Source organism: Streptococcus sp. ELY_86 (genome assembly GCF_058314495.1).
On the sequence record NZ_JBZFUK010000004.1, the window covers coordinates 71,953 to 93,735 of the forward strand.

The following is a 21,783-nucleotide window of genomic DNA, read 5'->3' on the forward strand; positions in this document are numbered from 1 at the left end:
AATTTAATCGTCCTCGACAAAACGGCCGATAATGTTGACGTTATCGGCAACAGAAACAAAGGCGTCCTTGTCCGTTTTTTTCATAATGTCCTTAAAATCATTAAATTCCGCACGCGTGATAATGGTAATGAGAACAGCTTTATGTTCATGATTATAGGTTCCTTCAGCATCATTGATGATGGTCACACCGCGGTTAAGCCGCTTATGAATCATACGAATGACGCGGCTGGGTCTGCCGGTGACAATCATGGCCTGCATTTTCTTTTGTTTAACAAAGACAGCATCCGTCATTCGGCTGGATACAAAGATGGTAACCATCGAATAAAGCGCATACTGCCAGCCAAAAGTCATGCCCGCTACAGCCATGATCAAAACATTGACAACCAAAGAGACTGTTCCAACCTTGCGGCCTGTTTTTTTACGGACCAAAAGACTGATAATATCCGTTCCGCCGCTTGAGACATTGTTGCGAAGCGCAAAACCAATGCCCACCCCCATAACCAAACCGCCAAATATAGCGTTCATCATCGGGTCAGGTGTCAATGTAATCTGGGGGATGAATTGGATAAACAGCGAGCTCAGAGTGACTGTAATAAAGGTGAAAACAGTAAACTTATGTCCAATAGTGTACCAAGCCATAATCAAGAGCGGTATATTAACAGCGTAAAAGGTTACTGAAACGGGAACAGTGATACCGGCATACTCAGCTGACAAGGCAGACACAATCTGTGCCAAACCGGTAGCTCCGCTGGCATAGACTTTCCCCGGCTGAAAGAAAAAATTAACCGCAATAGAGGACAGCAAAGCATAAATAATAGAACCGGAAATCCGCTCACCATACTTCTCCCGCGAAATAGACGAGAGAACATGGATGAGCTGATAGCGCTTGGCCAGCCGTTTGAGGCGGTGCTTAAAAACGATGACGAATTTATTTTTATTCATTATTTTTCAGAAGGGTCTAATACATTTAAGGAAAGCTCATCGAGCTGTTGAGCAGAGACAGGGCTGGGAGCCTGAGTCATTGGATCAGAGGCTCTGTTGTTCTTTGGAAAGGCAATAACTTCACGAATATTATCCTTACCAGCCAGCAGCATGACTAAGCGGTCAAGGCCAAGAGCCAGCCCGCCATGCGGTGGAAAACCATAATCCATGGCTTCAAGCAAAAAGCCAAATTGTTCTTGGGCATTGTCTTTTGTAAAACCAAGAGCTTTGAACATGCGTTCCTGCAATTCTCTTTGATTAATACGCAGACTTCCGCCGCCAAGCTCATAACCGTTGAGTACAATATCATAGGCAACGGCCCGAACCTTGCTCAGGTCTCCTTCTAGTTCCTGAGCCGTATTCTCCTGAGGCAGAGTGAAAGGGTGGTGAGCACTGGTATAGCGGCCCTCTTCTTCTGACCATTCAAACATGGGCCAGTCAACTACCCAGAGAAAATTAAACTTAGATGGATCAATGAGACCCAGCTCTTTGCCTAAGTGATTGCGCAGTGCTCCCAGGGCATTATTTGTCACATCTAAGCTGTCTGCTACAAAAAGAACTAAATCATTTTCTTCCAGCTGTAAATGTTCTGTCAACCTATCAGCAATTGGCAAGAGGAATTTAGCGATAGGACCCGCAGCTTCTCCCTTGCTGTACTTGATCCAAGCTAAACCTTTGGCACCAAATGGCTTGACAAAGTCTGTCAACTTATCAATAGCTTTTCGGGAATACTTATCGGCAGCATTTTTAGCGACAAGAGCTTTAACAGCCGGAGCTTCTGAGAAGACTTTAAAGTCAATTCCCTTGACAAGCTCTGTCACGTCCTGCAAAAGCATGTCAAAGCGAGTATCCGGCTTATCAGAACCATAATGATTCATGGCATCATCATAAGTCATGCGTGGGAAAGGAAGAGTCACATCAAAACCTTTCGTATCTTTCATTACTTTGGCAAGCATGCCTTCTGTGATGTCTTGAATCTCCTGATCCGTCAGAAATGAAGTTTCTAAATCCACCTGTGTAAATTCAGGCTGGCGGTCTCCCCGCAGATCCTCATCACGGAAGCACTTAACAATCTGGTAATAGCGGTCAAAGCCGGCATTCATCAAAAGCTGCTTGGTAATTTGCGGGCTTTGCGGAAGGGCATAGAAATGACCGCGGCTGATACGGCTTGGTACTAGATAATCACGCGCCCCTTCCGGCGTTGACTTAGCCAGCATCGGGGTTTCAACATCTATAAATTCCAGCCCATCAAGGTAATTGCGAATCGAGTGCGTCACTTTGGCACGCAGTTTAAAGTTTTCTAACATCTCAGGGCGGCGCAGGTCAAGATAACGGTAACGCAGGCGCGTTTCATCAGCAGCTTCCACACCATCCTTGATTTCAAAAGGTGTTGTCTTAGAACGGTTTAAAATCTCCAAAGCTTCAACCTGCAGTTCAACCTGACCGGTCGGCAATTTATCGTTGGCCTGAGCACGCTCAACAACAAGACCGGTTGCCTCAATAACATATTCGCTGCGCAGAGCCTCTGCCGCTTCGACAACCTCTTTTGCGGCTTGTTCAGGATTGATGACCAGCTGCATAATGCCTTCACGGTCACGCAGATCAATAAAAATAAGCCCTCCCAAATCACGGCGACGAGCAACCCAGCCTTTTAAAGTAATTTCACTTCCGATGTGTTCGCTGCGAACACGGCCAGCATACATAGAACGCTTCATAACTTAAGATACCTGAATCGTTGAAATAGTGTAAAAGACTATCCCAAGCAGCAGAAGGCCGCAGCAAAAAACAACTGAAAACTCAGAAACAGCTGGCATGACATTTTTCTTTGTTAAACAGCTGATCCGTTTTCAAGCTTTCCTGCCCGAATTCATTTCCTTTCAACATATATCATTTATTCATTCCCATCTATTATAGCAAAAAGCACACAAAAACCCCACCCATATAGGAGGAGTTTTTCACGATTTTTAAGAATAGCTGAGCTGCTCTTTAAACAGACAGTATGTACCCTCTTGCTGTCAGGTCTTGGCAGCAAAGCCATTTGGAGATAAAATGTTTTGCCTTAGTTCACTTTAGCAAAAACAGAGGCAAAATCATTGATAAGGGCATCAAAACTTACCGTCATCTCTTCGCGTGTCTTATTATTTTTGATGGTGACCTGACCGGCTTCAACTTCACTTTCGCCAAGAGTAATCACGGTTTTAGCTTTAAAGGCATCTGCCGATTTGAACTGAGCCTTAATTTTACGGCCGAGATAATCACGCTCCGCAGCAAAGCCCTGTCTGCGAATTGCTTGAACAAGTTCCAAGGCCTTGCCGTTAACACTGCTGCCAAGAACAGCGACATAGACATCTAAGCTGTCATCAAGCGGCAATTCAATACCTTGCTTTTCAAGAACCAACAGCAGACGCTCAAGACCCAGTCCAAAGCCGAAACCAGCTGTTTGCGGTCCGCCGAAATACTCTACCAGACCATCATAGCGGCCGCCCGCACAGATAGTCAATTCAGACTGATCAACCGTCGTGATAAATTCAAAAATCGTATGGTTATAATAATCCAGTCCGCGTACCATATTGGTATCGATAACATAGGGAATATCAAGTGCTTCAAGCATTTCACGCACTGCTGCAAAATGCTCCTGTGATTCCTCATCCAGATAGTCAAGAATGGAAGGGGCGTTTTCCACCGCCGCTTTATCCTCTTTTTCCTTAGAATCCAGCACACGCAGCGGATTTTCATCTAAACGGCGCTGGCTGTCCTTAGATAAGCTCTCCCGCATCGGCGTCAGATAATCAATCAAGGCTTGGCGATAAGCCATGCGGCTTTCGGTATTTCCCAGACTGTTGAGGTGCAGAACAACATCTTTAATACCAAGCTCAGCAAACAGCTGATAGGCCATGGCAATCGTTTCAACATCAGTCGCCGGATTGCTGGATCCAAAACATTCTACACCAATCTGGTGAAATTCCCGCAGGCGTCCCGCCTGAGGACGCTCGTAGCGAAACATGGAGCCAATATAGAAAACCTTGACCGGCTTTTGCACTTCCGGTGCAAAAAATTTATTCTCCACATAAGAACGCACAACCGGTGCTGTCCCTTCCGGACGCAGCGTAATATGACGGTCTCCCTTGTCATAAAAATCATACATTTCCTTGGTGACAATGTCTGTCGTATCGCCGACCGAACGGCTGATGACTTCATAGTGTTCAAAAATCGGCGTCCTGATCTCACCATAGCGGTATTTTTTAAAGGTCTCACGCGCCATGTTTTCAACATACTGCCATTTAACCGTTTCCTGAGGCAGTATATCCTGTGTTCCCTTAGGCTTCTGAAGCTTCATATTTTATGATACAAAAGACGTTAAGCACCCAGCAAAAGCAGGCAGGCGGCAGAAAATTCTGATTTCCCAGACACCTTATCTTTTTTTGCCCAGCGCTTAGCCTGTGTTTAATTCCAGCACAAACGCTTTTCGCCTTTTGTCCTTCCTTTCTATACAGATAAAATCCTTATCTATTTTACCATTTTTTAGGACATTTTTGAAAGATAGCAGAGCTTTTTTCTAAAAAATCTGTCAAGTAACTTTACTTTACAAAAATCTTTTGATATACTATTAAAGTTGACGCAAGTCACATTAACCCAAAAAATAAATACGGGCTAAAAGCCCTTTATATCTTACGGAGGAAAGAAAAAAATGGCAGTACCTGCACGTCGCACATCAAAAGCGAAGAAAAACAAACGCCGCACACACTACAATTTGACAGCTCCAACTGTGAAATTTGACGAAACAACCGGAGATTACTCACGTTCTCACCGTGTATCCCTCAAAGGATACTACAAAGGACGTAAAATCGCTAAAGCTAAGGCTGCGGAATAATAGAAGGGAGATACCATGCGCGTAAATATTACACTTGAACACAAAGAATCTGGTGAACGCTTGTACCTTACTTCAAAAAACAAACGTAACACCCCAGACCGTCTGCAATTGAAAAAATACTCACCAAAATTGCGTAAACACGTGATTTTTACTGAAGTTAAGTAGACATTCAATACACGTCAGTTGAGACGAAGAACCTTGATTTTATGCGATTTTTGAAAGATGAATTTTCAGTAGATTGCAGTAAAAATCAGCCGAATGACTACATTTTTTGTGAAATAAATTTAGAAGTTCGGAGATACAAAAAGAGAAGCTCTAGCAATGCTAAGGCTTCTTTTTCACTTTATTCATTAGCGTCTCTCGAAGAGTTGTAAACAATCCTACAGCAGTTCTTAAGAATCTCATCAAATACCATATTTAAGCTACAGTTGATATGAGCTGAATATATAATTTCTGATTTGACTTTCTTATCTAAATATTAATAACCAAAAGTTCATCGGTGCCTCTAAGGCAAGCGAGCTTTTTAAATTTTTATCATATATGGAACACAGCATCACCAGAATAAACTGCCAATAATACTGATATCTCCGGAATCATAGCAACTAAACCGCTACTTCCTCTTTTTTTCTAACAAGCTCAATACCATCTCTCCTATATCTGAGACAAATTGCAGCGTTTGCTCTTGAACTTCTTTAGGATATTCAAAGAGTGCTTGATTGATCGTTATAAAGGTTGCTTTCGGATTATGAGCTGTTAATTTCAAAAAAGGATACTTGATAATCGCCGGAGTATTCATCCCCACACCTAATTCTAAGTAAACAATCTTTTTTTCTACATGCTCAGTCAGCCAATTGCTGTATCGCTCTTTAGCTCGATGCCATCCTTCATCTTCTACAAAACGCTCATCTGAACGCAGATTCAACGTCATCTCTGCTCCACATTTTGGACAATAAGGAATCAAATCACTTGGAATCTTCAATCTTTTTTGTTCACGAATCATTTGACGGACAATCACTTCATTATCATAGGTTTGATGATGACAAGGGACTGAACATTGAAATAAGCCATAATCCCCTTGAGTATAGAATAACCTCTCCTTTGAGAAGCCAGCTTTTTGAACTTGATGGTCTACATTAGTCGTTAGAACAAAATAATCCTTATCCTTAACCAACTCATAAAGATCAGCATAAGGTTTTCCAACTGGGGTATCGTAGCGATTGTAGTAGATTTGCCGGCTCCACCATGCCCAGTATTCTTCCTTAGTCGGAAAGTCAAAGAAACCACCAAAATACATGTCATCAATAGCATATGCTTTCCTAAAATCTGAAAAATACTGTTCAAACCGCTCACCTGAATAAGTTAATCCAGCTGACTCTGACATGCCTGCACCAATGCCAATCAAGATAGCATCAGCATCCCTAAGCGCTAACCTTGCTTTTTCGATGCTAGCTGAGTAGGGATTGGTAGATTTTTTCATCTTTTTCTTTAAAAACATTAAATACCACCTTCATGTGACTCTGAGTTTCTTGAAGAAAGGCTTTGACTGTGGTCACCGCAATACGCGCGGCCTCGTCATTTGGAAAATGAAATTCACCTGTTGAAATACAGCAAAAAGCTAGATTAGATAGGTGATATGCCTCTGCCAATCTTAAACAAGAGCGATAACAACTGGCTAATTCCTGACGTTCATGATTTGTCAGCTCTCCTGAAACAACTGGACCAACCGTGTGAATAACATAAGTTGAGGGGAGGTTAAAAGCAGGCGTTAATTTTGCCTGCCCTGTTTGTTCGAGGTATCCTTGTTTCTGCATGATACTGTGACAAGCCAGTCGTAATTGAACACCTGCATAGGTATGAATGGCGTTATCAATACAGGCATGATTGGGGCGAAAACAACCTAGTAAGTAAGTATTGGCAGCGTTGACAATGGCATCTACTTGCAGAGAGGTTATATCTCCACGCCACAGATAAAGTTGTGGCATCATTGGAGTTAAATCTGTCAACTGAGTTACTTGCTTTGCTGATAACTTTTCTTGCAAGTAATCATCTTGGATTTTTAAAAATCTTGCAGCAATCGCTTTTGCTGGTCTTACGTTGACAAGAGCTCGCAACAGAGTCTCTTGCTCAGTTTCTGAATCAGGCAACTTGATAGCATAGCCTTCTTCACGTAACAAATAGCGTATTAAGTACACACGACGCTCTTTTTGATTCATCTCAATCCCTTCTTTCACTCCCTGCCAATCTTTTATGGCAATATCAATGGAATTGCATGCCACCATCAATTTCAAGTGTTTGCCCTGTCATGTAGTCCGAATCTGGGCTTGCTAGAAAAGCAACGCCGGCAGCGACATCTTCGGGTTCTGATAAACGACCCAAGGTAATGTTTTGAGCAAACTGTTGCAAGGCCCAATCTTCATCTTGGCCATTAGCAGCAGCAATATCTTTAACAGCTCCTAAAAGCATTGGCGTTTTGACCGTTCCAGGTGCGTAAGCATTAACCGTAATACCATAAGGCGCCAAGTCTTTAGCAGCTACTTGGGTCATTCCCCGAACTGCAAATTTTGAACCACTATATAGAAAAGCGCCAGCATTTCCGACAACACCACCTTGTGAGCTGGCATTGATGATTTTACCAACAATTTCACAGCCTTGACGGTCTTTCTTCTTAAATTGCACCAGTGCAGCCTGAGTTCCCCAAGCGATGCTTGCGACATTAATATGAAACATTTGGTCAAACTGTTGAGGAGTAATCTCTTCAATCACGCTTCCTAGGGCAATCCCAGCATTGTTAACCAGAACATCAAAACCACCAAAGCTTTCTGCGACTTGTTCTACCGCTGAAAAGAAACTATCTTGTTGCGAAACATCTACTTGAACCGCTAAAGCTTGACCTCCTGTTGAACGGATAGCCTCTGCTACAATTTCTGCCTTGTCTACATTAAGGTCGGCGATAGCGACAGCAAAGCCATCTTTTGCCAAACGTTTGGCAATCGCTTCACCAATACCTTGTGCTGCACCTGTTACCATTGCTACTTTTGTCATACGATACTCCTTTAAAGATATGAATAAGATAAATAGTTAGTACTAAATGATTGTATAGTAATATTAACTCTCTTCTCAACTAACCATGTCTAGCTGTTATTTGACAAACCCATCAAGTGTCTTACGGTAAACAGAATCGAAACCGTCTAAAATTGCTCTAACTTCTGCATTAGGGCTGCCATAAACCGTGCAAGTTGTTGCAATCACAAGGCTCATATACTCTTCTGTAAAATTTGCCATAAAGCCATCCAGATATAATTTAGCAGCAGCATTATCACGATAATGTTCAATCGTAAAGGCCGTGTTATCCTTGATTGACCAATAATAAGCCAAGATTCTTTCTTCTTTTAGCTGTATGAGCTACCTTTTTGTCAATGAGTTCTTTCAAAGCAGGAAAGTTCTTTTCCTCAACTGTTGTTTCAACTAAATACATAATACTATTGTCAATCATTTTAAATTCCCCTTCTTATTTGCCAAGGGTCACATAATAATCTGTAGCTATTGCTTATAAATCTCGATAATCAAGCAAAGTTACATCTTTATGGTGTAGATAGTTTTTGAAATCAGGATCAATCAGAACCGCTACTTCTTTAGTACGTGGCACTGTTAAACTCGAATGTGTCAAAATATAATCATCCAGATAACCTGGATGAAAAATCGCTAATTGAACCACTTTATCATCGCTTTTTTCAACCATCCGTTTGATCATATCAAATGGATTATAGTTGGGTAACATAGATTCCATATTAAACTGAACCAAGCTGTCACCTATTTGCAAATCTCTATTTCCTACGGGAAAACCCGAATATTTTAGATTGTATTTGTCTGCCACATATTCCAGCCCCTTGAAAAAATTGGTTGATGCAACAGCATGACCTTCAAAATAATCCGGCTGATACCCGAACAAATCAATAAATTTGTGATACTGCGCTTCAATTTCTAAAACAACTTCATCAAAAACCACAAAATCTTCTTGGCTAGAACGATAAACCTTAGATGATTTGAAATAACCATTCTCATCCACCAAACTCTGAATCAGACTAGGATCTGTTAAAGGTTTTTCAGCACAAATGTTAGTATGAACACCAAGTGCAATATCATAATCCTTAATCAAATCAACACCATGCTGAGTTGCAGGCATATTAACCATGACCCCAAGACTGCGAATAAGCCCATCTTTAATAGACTTTTCAATCCCATAATTAATTGACTCAGAGTAGCCAAGGTCATCTGCACGTAATAAAAGTTTTTTAACCATATCGCTCCTTTACTTCACTAGTTCCATTAAGAAATCGTTTTGAGCTACGTCTGTTTCAATTGTCAGAGAAGTTTCCGAAAAATCATTGGCATTTGTTACAATGATTGGAGTTACTGCTGACAGACCTGCTTCCGAAATAACCTTCATGTCAAAATTAATCAAAACTTGACCAGCTTTAACTTTATCACCAACTATGACATGTGTCGTAAATCCTTGACCATTCAGAGTAACTGTATCCATACCAATATGAATGAGAATCTCAGCACCCGTTACTGTTTTCAATCCAATTGCATGCCCTGTTGGAAAAAGCAAAGTCACTTCTGCATCTGCTGGTGCAATAACCTGTCCTTTCGATGGCTTAATGGCAATACCTTGCCCCATAGCACCCGACGCAAATACCTCATCTTTTACCTCATTCAATGGAATGACTGTCCCAGAAAGAGGACTATTGATAACTATTGAATCCACATTCCCAGAGATCACTGTCACTTCCTTTTCAAACCCAAAGAAATAGGTCAAAAGAGCTGTGCCGAAAAAAGCAATGCCCGTGGCAATGAATCCATTGATGATATTGTTCGTTCCGCCCGCAAAGTAACCAACTACACTGAGAAAGTTAGATGCACCGGCAACATAAAGACCAACCTGAGTTAGGCCTGCATACACACCTGCTAAGCCACCACCGATTGCTAGTGTCACAATCGTCCGTTTGTATTTGAGCATGACTCCGTAAATTGTTGGTTCTGTCACCCCTCCTACAATACCACTAACAACATATCCAAAGGTCAGTGCTTTTTCTTCTTTATCCTTGATACGCAAAGCTGCACCGAAAGCTAAACCAAAGGTTGCCCAAGTTGCAAGAACGGCTGCTACCATGACAAAATTATCAACACCATTTGTCATTAATCCTGTCAATGCAAAGGTAATCAACACCATATGCATACCTGTCATGACAAGTAATTCCCACAGCGCAGCGACAACTGCAACGGCTAGGAAGCCGCCAACATTTCCAAAAGCAATCAGCCCATCACCAATCCATGTTCCTAAAATATTTCCAATAGGAGCAAGCAGAGTTAAGATAAGTGGTGTCATCACTAACATCGTTAAAAAGGGCACAAAAATCGTTGATAATACAGCTGGAATAATTTTCTTAAATCCTCTTTCAACATAGGACATAATCCAAACACTCAATACTGCTGGGATTACAGTCTGAGAGTAATTATGAATAGTCGTTGGAATAAAACCGTAAATCATAAATGCTTTGCCATCTAACTGAATTAACTCCGGAACTACTAGCAAAGCCCCAATATAAAGCCCCATGACCTGATTGACTCCCAATTTCTTAGCTGCTGTAAAGCCCAGAAAAATCGGAAGAAAGTAGAAAAAAGCACTGTATAAAAATCCACACAAGAGATACAAGTCACTCTTTGAACTGACAATGTTGAGCAGGTCTGGTCCAACTACTACTTGGATAGTTTTAAACATTGCTGCTGTAATCATAGCTGGTATGAGGGGGGTCATACTTCCCGAAAGATAGTCTAACACTTTTGTAAAAGCCATTTTAAATGTTAATTTTTCTTTTGCTTTTTCTGAACTATTGGTCGTTTCAGTAACAGTAAAACCAGCAAGCTCTGTAAATGCGGCAAAAATCTTATCCACTGTTTGTCCGATAATGATTTGGTATTGTCCTGACTGTTTGTTCACACCAATAACACCATCAATAGCCTTAATCTTTTCGTCATTAGCTAAATTTTCGTCTTTCAAATTAAAACGTAATCGGGTCATACAATGAGTCACATTTGTAATATTAGTAGACCCACCAACCCCATTCAGTATTTGTTGAGCGATTGCTTTAAAATCTTGATTCCCCATAATCAAACTCCTCTTTATTTCTTGATTATAGTATATTGCAATTTTTGCAGGATTTCTATTCCAATTATTTGCTGACATTTTTTTGTTAGCCTTTTCAAAAGCTTTTATTAAAAGCTTTTATAAAACAAAAGCTCTAACACCTTGTTTCAAATCTTGCTTTTAATCGAAAAGAAGACTATACTTAGCGTGAGGAGGGTACTATGTTTACTTATAATTTTCATCAAAATTTTCCAATATCTGTCCCAGGAAATCCCTATATAACCAATATCCATTACATTCAAGCCAAAAATGAGCTGAATTGGTCATTTAAGATGCATACTCACAAAGATAGTGTAGAAATCTCCTATATTTTATCTGGAAAATGCGGTCTCTATATTGATGGCAAAGTATACGAAGCAAAAGCTGGTGATTTTGTCATCAAAAATCAAGGGGTTCCTCATGCTGAGAAAAATAATCTCGCTTATCCCGTGGAACAAATTTGTATCAATATTAGCGGTTTACAAATTGAAGGAATGCCAGCTAATAACTTATTAAGTTCTGAAACATCCCCTGTCATCACTTCTGAAAAACACCAAGAACTCTTGAGCCTTCTTTTTAGAAAGATATTAAATGAGGTCATGGGTAATAATGGCGTTAATGAAGAACTTGCTAACGTACTTATGTGTTCTGCTCTTCAGATTATTCTTTATGAAACCAAAGACTTTCGTATAAAATCCATTAATAAACATGAAAATATTATAAAAGAAATAAAAAATTACATTGATCAGCATTTTAAGGAAAACTTATCTTTAGATCTGCTCTCCACAGCCTTTCATATTAGCATCTATCATTTATCAAGACAATTTAAAAAATACATTGGCTACACCGTCAATAACTATATTGTGAGCTGTAGATTAGGTGAAGCACAGAAAAGATTATTATTCAGCAGCGAAGCAATTGCTGATATTGCAAAGAGCTGCGGCTATTCCAATCTCTCCTATTTTTACACTGTTTTTCGCAAAAAAGTTGGTTATACACCATCTGAATACAGACAACAATACCAAACACACTAAAAAGACTTTGAGGGATGATGTCCGTAACCTTCAAAGTCTTTTTTTAGTAATCATATTTATTTGGCAGCTCATAATGCTTAGTTGGTAATTTGGGTGAAAAAGAAGCAAATTCTGCCCATGCTTCAGTCAGATAGTAAGCAACGACAAAATCACGACGCTTGCCAAATTGTGATGTGAGAACCGGACTAGCCTCAAAACAACGATTGATAATCTCTTTGTCAGTGGTAAAGTTTACCCTTCCACCTAAGCGCAGATAGGTCATGGTCTCTTGGTCACAGATACACAACTGCACATAAGGGTGCACCAGCATTTCCTTGTAAGAGGTATAAAACGTGACCGTATCAAAATAAAGAACACCATCCTTTTCAAACTTAAACTCCAAGGGACGAATCTGCGGATGCCCATCCAACCCTAATGTTGTCCCGTATTGTAAAGGAAACCGCTGAAAAATTCGGGTCACTACTTCTAAAGCATTGTCAAAATCAAGCGATTGAAAAAATGATAAATGTGACATTTTCTTACCTCAGCTAATTCTCTCGTTATACCAATTTCCCCAATCAGACATGCTGTCAATAATAGGTTTCAAGGTCCAACCTAGATCAGTCAAAGAGTATTCTACCCGAGGAGGCACTTCTGCATAGACTTTACGATTCACCAAGCCATTGGCTTCCATTTGTCTCAACTGCTGAGTCAGAACTTTTTGACTAATCGGCGCCAGAGATTTTTTCAATTCACCAAAACGCATAGTTCTCTTAAAAAGATCGCGCAAAATTAACACAATCCATTTATTGCCGACTAAAGATAAGGTTGTCTCTACCGGACAAACTGGTTGATTTTCAGTCATCATAAAATCCTCCAAAAAAATTATTATCGTCAATAAGCTATTTAAGACATTTGGTACCTAAAAGTAACTAGGAAACTTTAAAGTGCATACTTGCCGATAAGATTTCTTAGGTTTATTATAATGGTGTAACTTGAAAAAAACAAGTTATAAATTTCAGTTTTAAAGGAGTTTTTATTATGGTTACTATTTCTATTTTCGGTAAAGGTAGCATGGCTCAGGCTCTCAAAGCACGTTATGAGGAAGCGGGCAACACCGTTTCATTGATTGGCCATGAGACAGATGCTAACCTCGGCGACATCGTCATTCTGGCTGTTCCATATCCTGCGGTTGCAGAAATCACTAAGAACTATGCCGATGCTTTGGCAGGTAAAATTCTTATTGACATCACAAATCCACTTGATTTTTCAACATTTGATGGTCTTGTTGTCCCTGCTGATGGTTCCGCAGCTGCTGAGATTGCTAAAGAATTGCCAAATACAAAAGTCTTGAAAGCTTTTAATACAACATTTGCAGCGCATTTGGCAACTAAAAAAGTAGCGGATACCGTTGATACAACAGTTCTAGTTGCCGGTGATGACGCCGATGCTAAAGCAACTTTCACCGCTGCACTCGAAGGTTCTGGTTTGCGTATCATTGATGCTGGCAGTTTGAAACGTGCCCGTGAATTGGAAGCAACCGGCTTCCTCCAACTTACTTTTGCAGTGTCTGAAAAAGTGTCTTGGACAGGCGGCTTTGCTATTCTTGACTAATACCGTTATTCAGACTCATACTGAGGACCAGCCCAATGAAAGGGCTGGTCCTTTTTATATCCATAAAGCTATTTCCTTACGAATCAACTCACTGTAATACCCAATATCCACTTTCTCCAAGGCAAACGCCTCCATAGGTTCCAAGTTTTTTTGACTGCCAGCAACTTCTTTCCAATCCTTATGAATCGGAAGATTATATCTGATCAGAAAATCCTGCATGTTATTGTCAACCTCTTTTCCTTTACTTGAATAGAATTGCTTGTAATGCCAGGCCTGATGAGATTGGGAGGCAAAATAAGCCTGTGCCGATTGTATCTCGTAGCAGTTATTTCCTTTATAAAGATATTGATAGCGATTTTTTAGTGGGAATAGCGGTACCATGAGGTATTCTTTTATCGTGCTAAAATTAGCTGTTTCTAAAAATGATTGGAGATAAGTTTCGACCAAATCCTCTCGAACATCCCCCTGTTCTTTAACCATCTTCTGTAAAATAAAATCAACGATTGGCGGTGTATCCATATTTGTTGTCACATCCGCACCCTCATGATGATTAAAAGAAGCCCCTCGGAAAACATAGTCGCCCTCACGCAGATCAAAATAAGTATAATTATTCGTATCCTTAATAATGAGATTTTCAATGATGCGATAATCATAAAAGGTATCAAGCACTTGCAGATACTGTTCAAATCGATCTTTTTGAAAATGAGTTACCTCTAGGAAAATCACTTCATTGTTCAGACTGATGGGCCTCATACCTTCCTCACTTAAAGTCGTCAGAAGACCAACTAATACTAAATTATGCGTAAAACGCATACTGTAAGCATAGTTCGGTGTATGCAAATCATGAGTAAAAGGAGTGTCCATGCTGCCTTGGATAGGGTACAGTAAGCGATTTAAGGCAGGGCGTTTATCTGGACAGCTCTGCCATTTCTCCAAAACCTGACCTAAAGCTTCCCGAAAATAGCTGTCAGCAACCACTTCTTTCATTATTCTGGCTTGAATATGGGTTAGATCAAGTCGAATAGCCTTTTCAAAACGTAAGGGTTTGACTTGACTCGTCCAGGACTTCTTAGGATTATACCCTTTAATTTGAAATCCCATTGGTGCCGATGCGCCTGAAGAAATGATAAAATCTCCCAGCGGTGTTAGTGCGCCGTCTTTTCCAAATGCCTTTCTGATAGCCGTTTTGGGCTGCCGTTTCTGATAAGTATGATACAATTTCTCCAGATTTCCCTTCAGAAAATAAGTAAAGGGAAGGTACTTAGGCGGGATAAAGACAGAATTGGCATCGCGGAGCTTTCCTCGAGTATAAAAGGACTCTGTCAATTGCGCATCCGTAGTCGTTGCATTAACCGCAATGTGAAAATGTCCTGCAAATGTTTCAAGAAGATAGTTTTTTTGCTGAAAAACTTTTTGAAAGGCCGGTGTCAGAAATAACATTTCTAGATGTTTCAAGTATTCCTGCGGTGTTTCGGCAGGCGTCAATTGAGCTTGAATTTCAAGCCTGTCAAAACGATTATGGTAAATACGGCCATCAAAGGTTTCAATATCCAACAAGAGCGGCTGCGTCAAGAGTTCAAGGTAGTTTTCATAATATTGTTTAGAATACTTCCCTAAAACCTGCCCTAGTCGCTTACTAGGCGCACCGTCCAAGGATTGCAGTTCAGACAATTTTGCTACAACCTCATCATCCGACAAGTCCTTGCCAGCTAAAGTTCGTACGGCGATTATCAAGGGCTTTTCCACATGACTGCCTCGATAAGAAATTTTATAAAGAGATTGATTCGCTGTTAGCCAAGAGAGTTTATCTAAAAATTGTGTTCGATCTTCTCGAAACGAAAACTTAGCATATGTATCTTGATGCCAAAAATGAAGAAATAAATCTTTATCAGTTGTCAATGTATAGTAGATAAATTGATCCATTTTTTCTCCTATCATAATAATATAGGGGATAAGTATATTCTTTCCCCATAATGGTAAATTCCCTTCGTTGAGAGTATCGCCGAAACTATGCGCTGTTATTCTAAACAACTAAACTTGCTCCCAATTGAAAATCAGACAGTGATTATTATAGAAAATAAGCATTTTCAGTCTTCAAATAAGCGTTTCTAGGCTTTTTTGCTGCTAAAAACATGTCCTATCTGCTTGCTGTCTGGTCAGATTTTTAGTCTGCTATTTTTTGTATCTCTTCTTTATAATACGCAATCTTTTCAATCAGCTTCTCCCTGTTTTCCAGTAATTCTGAAATATTGCCGTCCAATAACTTTAAGTGGGATTCCAACAATACGAGTCTTTCATAATAGGTGGTGTCACCTTGTAAACGAAGGTCTGAATAGGTTTTGATGTCTTTGATGGGCATGCCTACTTTTTTTAACCGCTGAATAAACTGAATCCATCTATAATCGTTTTCGTCGTAATAACGTCTATTTCCATCATTTCTCTTTGGAAACAACAGACCTTCCTTTTCATAATATCTTAATGTATGGATGCTAAGATTTGTTAATGCTGACATTTCTCCAATTGAATAGTTCATTTTTCTTTTTCTCCTTGACCTAGAGTTAACTCTAGAAATTATAATAAGTATAACTTAAAAAGGAGGAATTTAAAAATGACAGCCACTTTAAAGCAATATGTTTGCATCACCGGCGCCAGTTCCGGCATCGGACGAGCGTCAGCCAAAGCTTTCGCTCATCTCGGATTCCATCTCATTCTGGCAGCCAGACGAAAAGAATCATTAGAGGAGCTGAAGCAAGAAATTCTGCACACTTATCCCGACCTGGATATTGTTGTCAAAAGCGTTGACCTAGGTATCTCAGATAACGTCTATCAATTATACGAAGACTTAAAGAATTATCACATCTCTGTTTGGATTAATAATGCGGGCTTTGGCAACTATGATAGTGTTGCCGACCAAGACCTCACGAAAATTTCTGCTATGATTCATCTAAATATTGAAGCCTTAACAATCTTATCAACTTTATATGTTAGGGATTATCAGGATATCGAGGGCAGCCAGCTGATTAATATATCATCTCGCGGCGGTTATATGCTGGTCAATAACGCCGTGAGCTATTGTGCTGCAAAATTTTATGTCAGTGCCTTTACCGAAGGACTGGCCCTAGAGATGAAAAGCCAGCACCGTAAACTGCGGGCAAAGGTGCTTGCTCCGGCAGCAACCAAGACCGAATTTGGCAGGGTAGCGACTGACTCCAGTCAATACGATTACGACCGAGAGTTTAAACAATACCATACTGCTCAAGAGATGGCTGATTTCCTCATTCAACTCTACAAGAGTGATGACGTGGTTGGCTTAGTTGATGTAACAGATTTCAGCTTCCACCTGAGCCCGCCGCTGTTTAAGTATTAAGATAACTACCATTTAAATGCTGATACATAAAAGTTTAACTTTGAAGCAGTAAAATATCCTAACAATATTAGTGCGACCATGACAGATAGGGTAATTTTACCATGATTTACCGATTTTTATCCTACTCTCTAATGTTTTAATAATCAAAATCAACCTGATTAGCTAAGAGTCTGGCCAAAGCTTGGCGGTCTCGAATGATGATTTGTTGACCTGATTTGCTCAGAATATTTTGGACCGCCAGAGTCTTAGTTAGCTTGGCGACTGTGACCGGATGAATAGCGAGGTAATCAGCGATTTCCTGATATTTGAAGAACTTGGGCAGTTCATAGCGACCGTTGATAAGTTTGCTGTGCTCCAGCAAAAAGCGACAGTAACGTAAAGCAACAGGCTCGTCCATCAGGCTTTTAAAGTGCTGGATGAGGTTAATATTATTTTCCGTCAGAGTCTGGGTTACAATTTTCAAAAAGTCATTATCAGTAAGGAGATTCTTAAAGACTTGATGGCTCACCCGGTAAACCTCACAGACCGTACGCGCCTGAATACTGAAAGAAGACCAAAAAACATCGGTTTTGACCAGCTGATGGTGCAGCAACGGCGCAAAATTAATCACCTTTGGTCCTGAATGATAAGCATAGACTTTTTCCCGGCCGCTAAAAGAACTCGACAGCAAAGCACAAGTCCCAGAGGCAAGAAGGTAAATAGCTTTAGTGCTGCCGCCTTCGTCAGATGTACTGATATAATCTCCCTTTTTGAAAGTCATCCGTGTTCCCAGTGCAAAATAATTGCTTAAAGTTTTCATAAATCCTCTAAAATCTTAGTCTAAACTATATTTTTTTAGTATAGTTTACCGTAAACTAAGCCTATCCACAAGGAAATGAGGTTATTATTATGAAAAAACTTTTAATCCCCCTGATCACCTTCATTCTAGTTATCCTTTTAGCCGTTGGATTTTTTACCTTTAGGTCAACCAACAGCTCTAACCAGTCAAATTCCACTGCAAAAACTACCACCTCATCAACAGCTAAATCTAGTATCGGTCAAGTCAACAATGCTTTGGCTGAAGACGAAGATGCTCTCATTAGTGATACAACGTCTAAATTCAAGCAAGTTGACTACACTGATGAAGAGACCGGTAAAACCATCACTTACAATGTTTACCTGCCAGAAGATTACGATGAAAACAAAGAGTATCCGACCGTTGTCTTCATCGGCGACAGCAGCACAACCGGTGATGATGCGACCAAGTCTCTGACGCAAGGTCTGGGAGCTAACGTTTGGGCCAGTGATGATTGGCAGTCTGTCAATGAAGCTATCGTTCTCGTGCCAAGCTACCCTGAGACCATCTTGGATGATCACGGCAGTTATACAACGACTGAATATGTCGAGTTGACCAAGCGCTTTATCGACTATGCGAGCGAAAAGTACGCTGTTGATACTGACCGTATCTACGGTACTGGTCAGTCTATGGGAGCCATGACTACCTTGCTCCTTGCTAGCCAATACACTGACCTCTATGCAGGCATCATGATTGTTGATGGGCAGTGGGACATCAGTAAGCTCTCTGGGCTCGAAGGTCAAAACATTGTCTATTTCGCCGCAGAAGACGATGAAAATGCCTGGACTGGTATGCAGGAAGTCATGGACATGTATGATGAAGATGATGAATCTTATACCTACACCCAATGGGACGGCTCTTGGACACCTGATCAGCTGAGCCAAGCTAGTAAAAAACTGACCGCCAATAGCAATAAGGCTTACTTCATCTCCTGGAAGTCCGGCAGTATCGAGGTTGACAGTTCGGGCATGGGCGGCAGCTCAGCCTACCATATGGCCAGCTTTGACTACGCCTACCGCTCCATTGCCATGATGGAATGGCTCTTCCAGCAAGAGAAATAATTTCTTCCAAAAGTTGGATATCTTTGTCAAACGGCTTAATGATGGCTAATCGGTCTTTTTGCCAATGACTGCAATCAATTTGCAGATGATTAAACCATTTTTTCTTAAAAGGATAAAGTAAAAAGGGAGTTCACCTAAACTTAGGCTGAAATCCCTTTTTAAATGACTGATTGTCTTCAAATAATACTTTGGCATGCGCTAAAAGACAATCTAATAAGCCTTCTTCTTCCACATAGCGATAGTTTCTGGCGGTAAAATCAAGCGCAGCAACTACTTTCCCATAGATTTCTGTTCCTTCCAGGAAAACGTAAAAAGAATAATGATGCTTGGTGCTGCTGATTAATGTAAAAGCAGCAATAGCAGATACTTGGTTACAATCTGTAGCTTAGACAAATATACAGGCGATACTTTTTTGTTTATACCCTTAATCATCAATGTTAAAAATCTTTTGAATTATTTATTCTCAAAGAATTTTAGTATGTTACAACGCCGGCTCGGTTGGCAGGTTCATGCCCTTCCAGCCTTCAAAGGCTCCTGCAAGCTCATAGGCTTTGAAACCAGCCTTATAAAGGGTCAGTAAGGCCTGTTTGCCCAGAATTGTGCCGCCATTCCAATCATAGACCACATAGGTTTTACTTTTATCAAGATTGGCTAAATGTTCGTGCAGATCTTTGGCTGGTATAGCCTTTGCTCCCTTGATTTGTTCTTTTTTCATTTGCGCCGGAGCATTGCGGATATCAAGGACGACATAGTCTTCATTCCCGTTCTTCATAGCTTCTAAAACGGTGAAGTGGTTAATATAAAGTTCTAAGTACATTTCTAAAAATTCAACTTTATCCATCTTATTTTCCTCCCATTGCATTTGCGATGCTGTCAAGCACTTCTTTTTGCCAATCAGCCAGATTAGCAATGACACCTTGCTCTATTTGGTGCATTTCTTCCCACATTTTAGTCACTAACTTCTTACCTTCATTTGTTAAGACGATTAGGTTTTGCCGTCTGTCCTTAGGATTTTGTTGGCGTTTCACAAATCCATTTGATTCCAGCGTATCAATCAGCTGCCCGACTGTGGTCCTATCAATTGACATGAGTTCCCCGATTTTTATTTGCGTAATAAAATCATTGTTACTCAGCGTAACTAAAACACCGTACCCTCTCGAATCGATGCCATACATCGAAAGAGATTTGGAAAACTGTTTATCCATCTTTTGAGCAACTTTACTAAGGGTATAGCCCCATGATTGTTCTAATTTCAAATCATCACCTCTTTTGATTATCAGCTATCCTGATTATATAGTTTATGCAATGTTTTGTCAACTATTAGAAAGAACATTTTAACAGCTTTACCTTTTAAAATTTTTCTTGCTTGCTCAGATAAATCTTTGACAAAAATACTGATAAATTGTACTCTTAAGATAGTTATACATCAAGTTTTTTTGATATGAGGTGATTGCAATCGGTCAGTATACACGTGATGCTCAAATTTTCAAGGCACTTGCAGATGAAAAGCGCCTGCAGGTATTGGATTATTTACAGCGTGGGGAAACCTGTGCCTGTGTCTTGATGGAAGCTTTAGATATTCCCCAGTCGGCACTTTCTTACCACATGAAAATTTTGTGCCAGTCTGGTCTTGTCAGCAGCAGGCAGGAGGGAAAATGGAAACATTACAGCATCAGCAGTCTGGGCGCTAGCTATGCCATAGAGCGCCTCGGGCAATTAACCGCTGCTGACAGCAGTCATGCTAAAACCTGCCATTGCCAGCGAAAGTCATCGTAAGCATGACTTTTATTTAAACCTAATGTATCAAATTTTTTTGATCTATTATCTGTAAAACGTGAATGGAGGCCCAATGATGTGGTCATTTATCCAAAATCAGATCCTCGGCATGAAATGGCTGAACAGCCTTATCGGCAAAATCCTATCATCACTCGGTCTTGACCTTGAGTCAAGGCTGGGAGGGAGTCTGCAGTTTTTTATTTATGATGTCATCAAGATTACCATCCTTTTATGTGTTCTGATTTTTATCATTTCCTATATTCAAAGCTACTTTCCGCCAGAGCGCAGCCGAAAAATTTTAAGCCGCTTTGACGGTTTAACAGCAAATATCGTCTCTGCTTTGCTGGGAACGGTAACCCCCTTTTGCTCCTGCTCCTCCATTCCTCTTTTCATGGGGTTTTCAAGTGCCGGTCTGCCGGTCGGTGTGACCTTTTCCTTTCTAATTTCATCTCCGATGGTTGATTTGGGCAGCTTAATTTTGCTGATGAGTATTTTTGGGGGTCAAATTGCTGTCATTTACGTTATTTTTGGCTTAGTAGTTGCTGTTATCGGAGGCTCTGTTATTGAAAAACTGGGCATGGAAAAATACGTTGAGGATTTCGTCAAAAATGCTCAGGCTGTTCATTTAGAGGCGGCAGAAAGCTTAGCCTGGTCTGACAGGCTGTCTTTTGCTAAAGAACAGGTTGCTGACACCTTTAAGAAGGTCTTTCCTTATATTCTGGCAGGTGTTGGCATTGGAGCTCTTATCCACAATTGGATCCCGGAACATTGGGTCACTCAGGTGCTTGGCAGCCACAATCCTTTAAGCGTTATTCTTGCAACACTGATTGGTATTCCCATGTACGCGGATATTTTCGGCTCTATTCCAATTGCTGAAGCACTGCTGAGTAAAGGTGCTCAGCTGGGAACGGTATTATCTTTTATGATGGCTGTCACCATTTTAAGTCTGCCATCGCTCATCATGTTAAAAAAGGCTGTCAAGCCTCTGCTCTTAGCCGTTTTTATCCTGATTTGCACTGTCGGTATTATCTTAGTAGGATATGCTTTTAATATCCTGCAGGCATTTATATTTTAGGAG

Annotated in this window: 25 protein-coding genes; 8 read left to right on the forward strand and 17 right to left on the reverse strand. The window is 40.5% G+C overall.

The window, feature by feature from the left end; genetic code table 11:
- Positions 1-3: 3 nt before the first annotated feature.
- From AC4HAN_RS07030 to hisS, 3 genes are all read right to left on the reverse strand, one after another.
- On the reverse strand, positions 4-942 hold the full coding sequence (locus AC4HAN_RS07030) for a YitT family protein (protein WP_491091876.1): 939 nt from the start codon (positions 940-942) through the stop codon (positions 4-6).
- Positions 942-2,696, reverse strand: a complete 1,755-nt coding sequence (gene aspS, locus AC4HAN_RS07035) for an aspartate--tRNA ligase (protein WP_491091877.1) — start codon at positions 2,694-2,696, stop codon at positions 942-944. Before aspS ends, AC4HAN_RS07030 begins: the two co-directional genes overlap by 1 nt.
- A 344-nt stretch (positions 2,697-3,040) precedes the next feature.
- The gene (gene hisS / locus AC4HAN_RS07040) at positions 3,041-4,318 is read right to left on the reverse strand and encodes a histidine--tRNA ligase (protein WP_491091878.1); all 1,278 of its coding nucleotides are present in this window, start codon (positions 4,316-4,318) and stop codon (positions 3,041-3,043) included.
- A gap of 351 nt (positions 4,319-4,669) precedes the next feature.
- On the opposite strand from hisS, the gene rpmF reads away from it, so the two are divergent.
- Entirely contained in the window at positions 4,670-4,852 is a 183-nt protein-coding gene (gene rpmF / locus AC4HAN_RS07045) for a 50S ribosomal protein L32 (RefSeq protein WP_003079131.1), read from the forward strand.
- Positions 4,853-4,867: 15 nt separating this feature from the next.
- A complete protein-coding gene (gene rpmG, locus AC4HAN_RS07050; protein WP_002262412.1) occupies positions 4,868-5,017 on the forward strand; it encodes a 50S ribosomal protein L33 in 150 nt (49 codons plus the stop codon).
- Positions 5,018-5,462: 445 nt separating this feature from the next.
- Here rpmG and AC4HAN_RS07055 read toward each other — a convergent pair whose 3' ends face one another.
- From AC4HAN_RS07055 to AC4HAN_RS07085, 7 genes are all read right to left on the reverse strand, one after another.
- Positions 5,463-6,347 (reverse strand): SIR2 family NAD-dependent protein deacylase, encoded by an 885-nt coding sequence (locus AC4HAN_RS07055; protein ID WP_491091879.1) that lies wholly within the window; start codon positions 6,345-6,347, stop codon positions 5,463-5,465.
- Positions 6,298-7,065, reverse strand: coding sequence for a protein-ADP-ribose hydrolase (locus AC4HAN_RS07060; RefSeq protein ID WP_491091951.1), 768 nt, complete (start codon positions 7,063-7,065; stop codon positions 6,298-6,300). The genes AC4HAN_RS07055 and AC4HAN_RS07060 overlap by 50 nt, the downstream gene beginning before the upstream one ends.
- Positions 7,066-7,108: 43 nt before the next feature.
- Positions 7,109-7,894: an acetoin reductase gene (locus AC4HAN_RS07065; RefSeq protein ID WP_491091880.1), complete on the reverse strand. Its 786-nt coding sequence runs from the start codon at positions 7,892-7,894 to the stop codon at positions 7,109-7,111.
- A 96-nt stretch (positions 7,895-7,990) separates the two neighbouring features.
- A complete protein-coding gene (locus AC4HAN_RS07070; RefSeq protein WP_491091881.1) occupies positions 7,991-8,227 on the reverse strand; it encodes a hypothetical protein in 237 nt (78 codons plus the stop codon).
- The gene (locus AC4HAN_RS07075) at positions 8,199-8,345 is read right to left on the reverse strand and encodes a hypothetical protein (RefSeq protein WP_491091882.1); all 147 of its coding nucleotides are present in this window, start codon (positions 8,343-8,345) and stop codon (positions 8,199-8,201) included. Before AC4HAN_RS07075 ends, AC4HAN_RS07070 begins: the two co-directional genes overlap by 29 nt.
- 54 nt (positions 8,346-8,399) lie before the next feature.
- Positions 8,400-9,152, reverse strand: a complete 753-nt coding sequence (locus tag AC4HAN_RS07080; RefSeq protein WP_491091883.1) for a ChbG/HpnK family deacetylase — start codon at positions 9,150-9,152, stop codon at positions 8,400-8,402.
- Positions 9,153-9,161: 9 nt separating this feature from the next.
- The gene (locus AC4HAN_RS07085) at positions 9,162-11,099 is read right to left on the reverse strand and encodes a glucose PTS transporter subunit IIA (RefSeq protein ID WP_491091884.1); all 1,938 of its coding nucleotides are present in this window, start codon (positions 11,097-11,099) and stop codon (positions 9,162-9,164) included.
- A gap of 122 nt (positions 11,100-11,221) precedes the next feature.
- Here AC4HAN_RS07085 and AC4HAN_RS07090 point away from each other — a divergent pair, with 122 nt between their 5' ends.
- On the forward strand, positions 11,222-12,073 hold the full coding sequence (locus tag AC4HAN_RS07090) for an AraC family transcriptional regulator (RefSeq protein WP_075347365.1): 852 nt from the start codon (positions 11,222-11,224) through the stop codon (positions 12,071-12,073).
- A gap of 43 nt (positions 12,074-12,116) precedes the next feature.
- Here AC4HAN_RS07090 and AC4HAN_RS07095 read toward each other — a convergent pair whose 3' ends face one another.
- Positions 12,117-12,587 (reverse strand): pyridoxamine 5'-phosphate oxidase family protein, encoded by a 471-nt coding sequence (locus tag AC4HAN_RS07095; protein ID WP_491091885.1) that lies wholly within the window; start codon positions 12,585-12,587, stop codon positions 12,117-12,119.
- A gap of 9 nt (positions 12,588-12,596) precedes the next feature.
- The gene (locus AC4HAN_RS07100; RefSeq protein ID WP_075347394.1) at positions 12,597-12,917 is read right to left on the reverse strand and encodes a winged helix-turn-helix transcriptional regulator; all 321 of its coding nucleotides are present in this window, start codon (positions 12,915-12,917) and stop codon (positions 12,597-12,599) included.
- Between the two features lie 176 nt (positions 12,918-13,093).
- Between AC4HAN_RS07100 and AC4HAN_RS07105 the strand changes: the two genes are divergently transcribed.
- Complete coding sequence (locus AC4HAN_RS07105) at positions 13,094-13,666, forward strand: NADPH-dependent F420 reductase (RefSeq protein WP_491091886.1); 573 nt, start codon at positions 13,094-13,096, stop codon at positions 13,664-13,666.
- A gap of 54 nt (positions 13,667-13,720) precedes the next feature.
- Here AC4HAN_RS07105 and AC4HAN_RS07110 read toward each other — a convergent pair whose 3' ends face one another.
- Both AC4HAN_RS07110 and AC4HAN_RS07115 read right to left on the reverse strand, forming a co-directional pair.
- Positions 13,721-15,589: a hypothetical protein gene (locus AC4HAN_RS07110; RefSeq protein WP_491091887.1), complete on the reverse strand. Its 1,869-nt coding sequence runs from the start codon at positions 15,587-15,589 to the stop codon at positions 13,721-13,723.
- Positions 15,590-15,830: 241 nt separating this feature from the next.
- Positions 15,831-16,199 (reverse strand): MerR family transcriptional regulator, encoded by a 369-nt coding sequence (locus AC4HAN_RS07115; protein WP_075347369.1) that lies wholly within the window; start codon positions 16,197-16,199, stop codon positions 15,831-15,833.
- Positions 16,200-16,274: 75 nt separating this feature from the next.
- Here AC4HAN_RS07115 and AC4HAN_RS07120 point away from each other — a divergent pair, with 75 nt between their 5' ends.
- A complete protein-coding gene (locus AC4HAN_RS07120; protein ID WP_491091888.1) occupies positions 16,275-17,033 on the forward strand; it encodes an SDR family NAD(P)-dependent oxidoreductase in 759 nt (252 codons plus the stop codon).
- A 136-nt stretch (positions 17,034-17,169) separates the two neighbouring features.
- On the opposite strand, the gene AC4HAN_RS07125 is transcribed toward AC4HAN_RS07120, so the two are convergent.
- Positions 17,170-17,832, reverse strand: a complete 663-nt coding sequence (locus AC4HAN_RS07125; RefSeq protein WP_491091889.1) for a Crp/Fnr family transcriptional regulator — start codon at positions 17,830-17,832, stop codon at positions 17,170-17,172.
- An 89-nt stretch (positions 17,833-17,921) separates the two neighbouring features.
- On the opposite strand from AC4HAN_RS07125, the gene AC4HAN_RS07130 reads away from it, so the two are divergent.
- Entirely contained in the window at positions 17,922-18,929 is a 1,008-nt protein-coding gene (locus tag AC4HAN_RS07130; protein WP_491091890.1) for a carboxylesterase family protein, read from the forward strand.
- Positions 18,930-19,410: 481 nt separating this feature from the next.
- On the opposite strand, the gene AC4HAN_RS07135 is transcribed toward AC4HAN_RS07130, so the two are convergent.
- Positions 19,411-19,770, reverse strand: coding sequence for a rhodanese-like domain-containing protein (locus AC4HAN_RS07135; protein WP_491091891.1), 360 nt, complete (start codon positions 19,768-19,770; stop codon positions 19,411-19,413).
- A gap of 1 nt (position 19,771) precedes the next feature.
- Positions 19,772-20,185, reverse strand: a complete 414-nt coding sequence (locus tag AC4HAN_RS07140; protein ID WP_491091892.1) for a MarR family winged helix-turn-helix transcriptional regulator — start codon at positions 20,183-20,185, stop codon at positions 19,772-19,774.
- Between the two features lie 190 nt (positions 20,186-20,375).
- On the opposite strand from AC4HAN_RS07140, the gene AC4HAN_RS07145 reads away from it, so the two are divergent.
- Together AC4HAN_RS07145 and AC4HAN_RS07150 are read left to right on the forward strand one after the other, a co-directional pair.
- Positions 20,376-20,705, forward strand: coding sequence for an ArsR/SmtB family transcription factor (locus tag AC4HAN_RS07145; protein ID WP_491091893.1), 330 nt, complete (start codon positions 20,376-20,378; stop codon positions 20,703-20,705).
- A 76-nt stretch (positions 20,706-20,781) separates the two neighbouring features.
- On the forward strand, positions 20,782-21,780 hold the full coding sequence (locus AC4HAN_RS07150) for a permease (protein WP_491091952.1): 999 nt from the start codon (positions 20,782-20,784) through the stop codon (positions 21,778-21,780).
- Positions 21,781-21,783: the final 3 nt, after the last annotated feature.

Excerpts from the sequence above, each read along its gene's own strand:
- AC4HAN_RS07030 (WP_491091876.1), bottom strand. The coding sequence starts at position 942 with ATGAATAAAAATAAATTCGTCATCGTTTTTAAGCACCGCCTCAAACGG.
- aspS (WP_491091877.1), bottom strand. The coding sequence starts at position 2,696 with ATGAAGCGTTCTATGTATGCTGGCCGTGTTCGCAGCGAACACATCGGA.
- hisS (WP_491091878.1), bottom strand. The coding sequence starts at position 4,318 with ATGAAGCTTCAGAAGCCTAAGGGAACACAGGATATACTGCCTCAGGAA.
- rpmF (WP_003079131.1), top strand. The coding sequence starts at position 4,670 with ATGGCAGTACCTGCACGTCGCACATCAAAAGCGAAGAAAAACAAACGC.
- rpmG (WP_002262412.1), top strand. The coding sequence starts at position 4,868 with ATGCGCGTAAATATTACACTTGAACACAAAGAATCTGGTGAACGCTTG.
- AC4HAN_RS07055 (WP_491091879.1), bottom strand. The coding sequence starts at position 6,347 with ATGTTTTTAAAGAAAAAGATGAAAAAATCTACCAATCCCTACTCAGCT.
- AC4HAN_RS07060 (WP_491091951.1), bottom strand. The coding sequence starts at position 7,065 with ATGAATCAAAAAGAGCGTCGTGTGTACTTAATACGCTATTTGTTACGT.
- AC4HAN_RS07065 (WP_491091880.1), bottom strand. The coding sequence starts at position 7,894 with ATGACAAAAGTAGCAATGGTAACAGGTGCAGCACAAGGTATTGGTGAA.
- AC4HAN_RS07075 (WP_491091882.1), bottom strand. The coding sequence starts at position 8,345 with ATGATTGACAATAGTATTATGTATTTAGTTGAAACAACAGTTGAGGAA.
- AC4HAN_RS07080 (WP_491091883.1), bottom strand. The coding sequence starts at position 9,152 with ATGGTTAAAAAACTTTTATTACGTGCAGATGACCTTGGCTACTCTGAG.
- AC4HAN_RS07085 (WP_491091884.1), bottom strand. The coding sequence starts at position 11,099 with ATGTCAGCAAATAATTGGAATAGAAATCCTGCAAAAATTGCAATATAC.
- AC4HAN_RS07090 (WP_075347365.1), top strand. The coding sequence starts at position 11,222 with ATGTTTACTTATAATTTTCATCAAAATTTTCCAATATCTGTCCCAGGA.
- AC4HAN_RS07095 (WP_491091885.1), bottom strand. The coding sequence starts at position 12,587 with ATGTCACATTTATCATTTTTTCAATCGCTTGATTTTGACAATGCTTTA.
- AC4HAN_RS07100 (WP_075347394.1), bottom strand. The coding sequence starts at position 12,917 with ATGACTGAAAATCAACCAGTTTGTCCGGTAGAGACAACCTTATCTTTA.
- AC4HAN_RS07105 (WP_491091886.1), top strand. The coding sequence starts at position 13,094 with ATGGTTACTATTTCTATTTTCGGTAAAGGTAGCATGGCTCAGGCTCTC.
- AC4HAN_RS07110 (WP_491091887.1), bottom strand. The coding sequence starts at position 15,589 with ATGGATCAATTTATCTACTATACATTGACAACTGATAAAGATTTATTT.
- AC4HAN_RS07115 (WP_075347369.1), bottom strand. The coding sequence starts at position 16,199 with ATGAACTATTCAATTGGAGAAATGTCAGCATTAACAAATCTTAGCATC.
- AC4HAN_RS07120 (WP_491091888.1), top strand. The coding sequence starts at position 16,275 with ATGACAGCCACTTTAAAGCAATATGTTTGCATCACCGGCGCCAGTTCC.
- AC4HAN_RS07125 (WP_491091889.1), bottom strand. The coding sequence starts at position 17,832 with ATGAAAACTTTAAGCAATTATTTTGCACTGGGAACACGGATGACTTTC.
- AC4HAN_RS07130 (WP_491091890.1), top strand. The coding sequence starts at position 17,922 with ATGAAAAAACTTTTAATCCCCCTGATCACCTTCATTCTAGTTATCCTT.
- AC4HAN_RS07135 (WP_491091891.1), bottom strand. The coding sequence starts at position 19,770 with ATGGATAAAGTTGAATTTTTAGAAATGTACTTAGAACTTTATATTAAC.
- AC4HAN_RS07150 (WP_491091952.1), top strand. The coding sequence starts at position 20,782 with ATGTGGTCATTTATCCAAAATCAGATCCTCGGCATGAAATGGCTGAAC.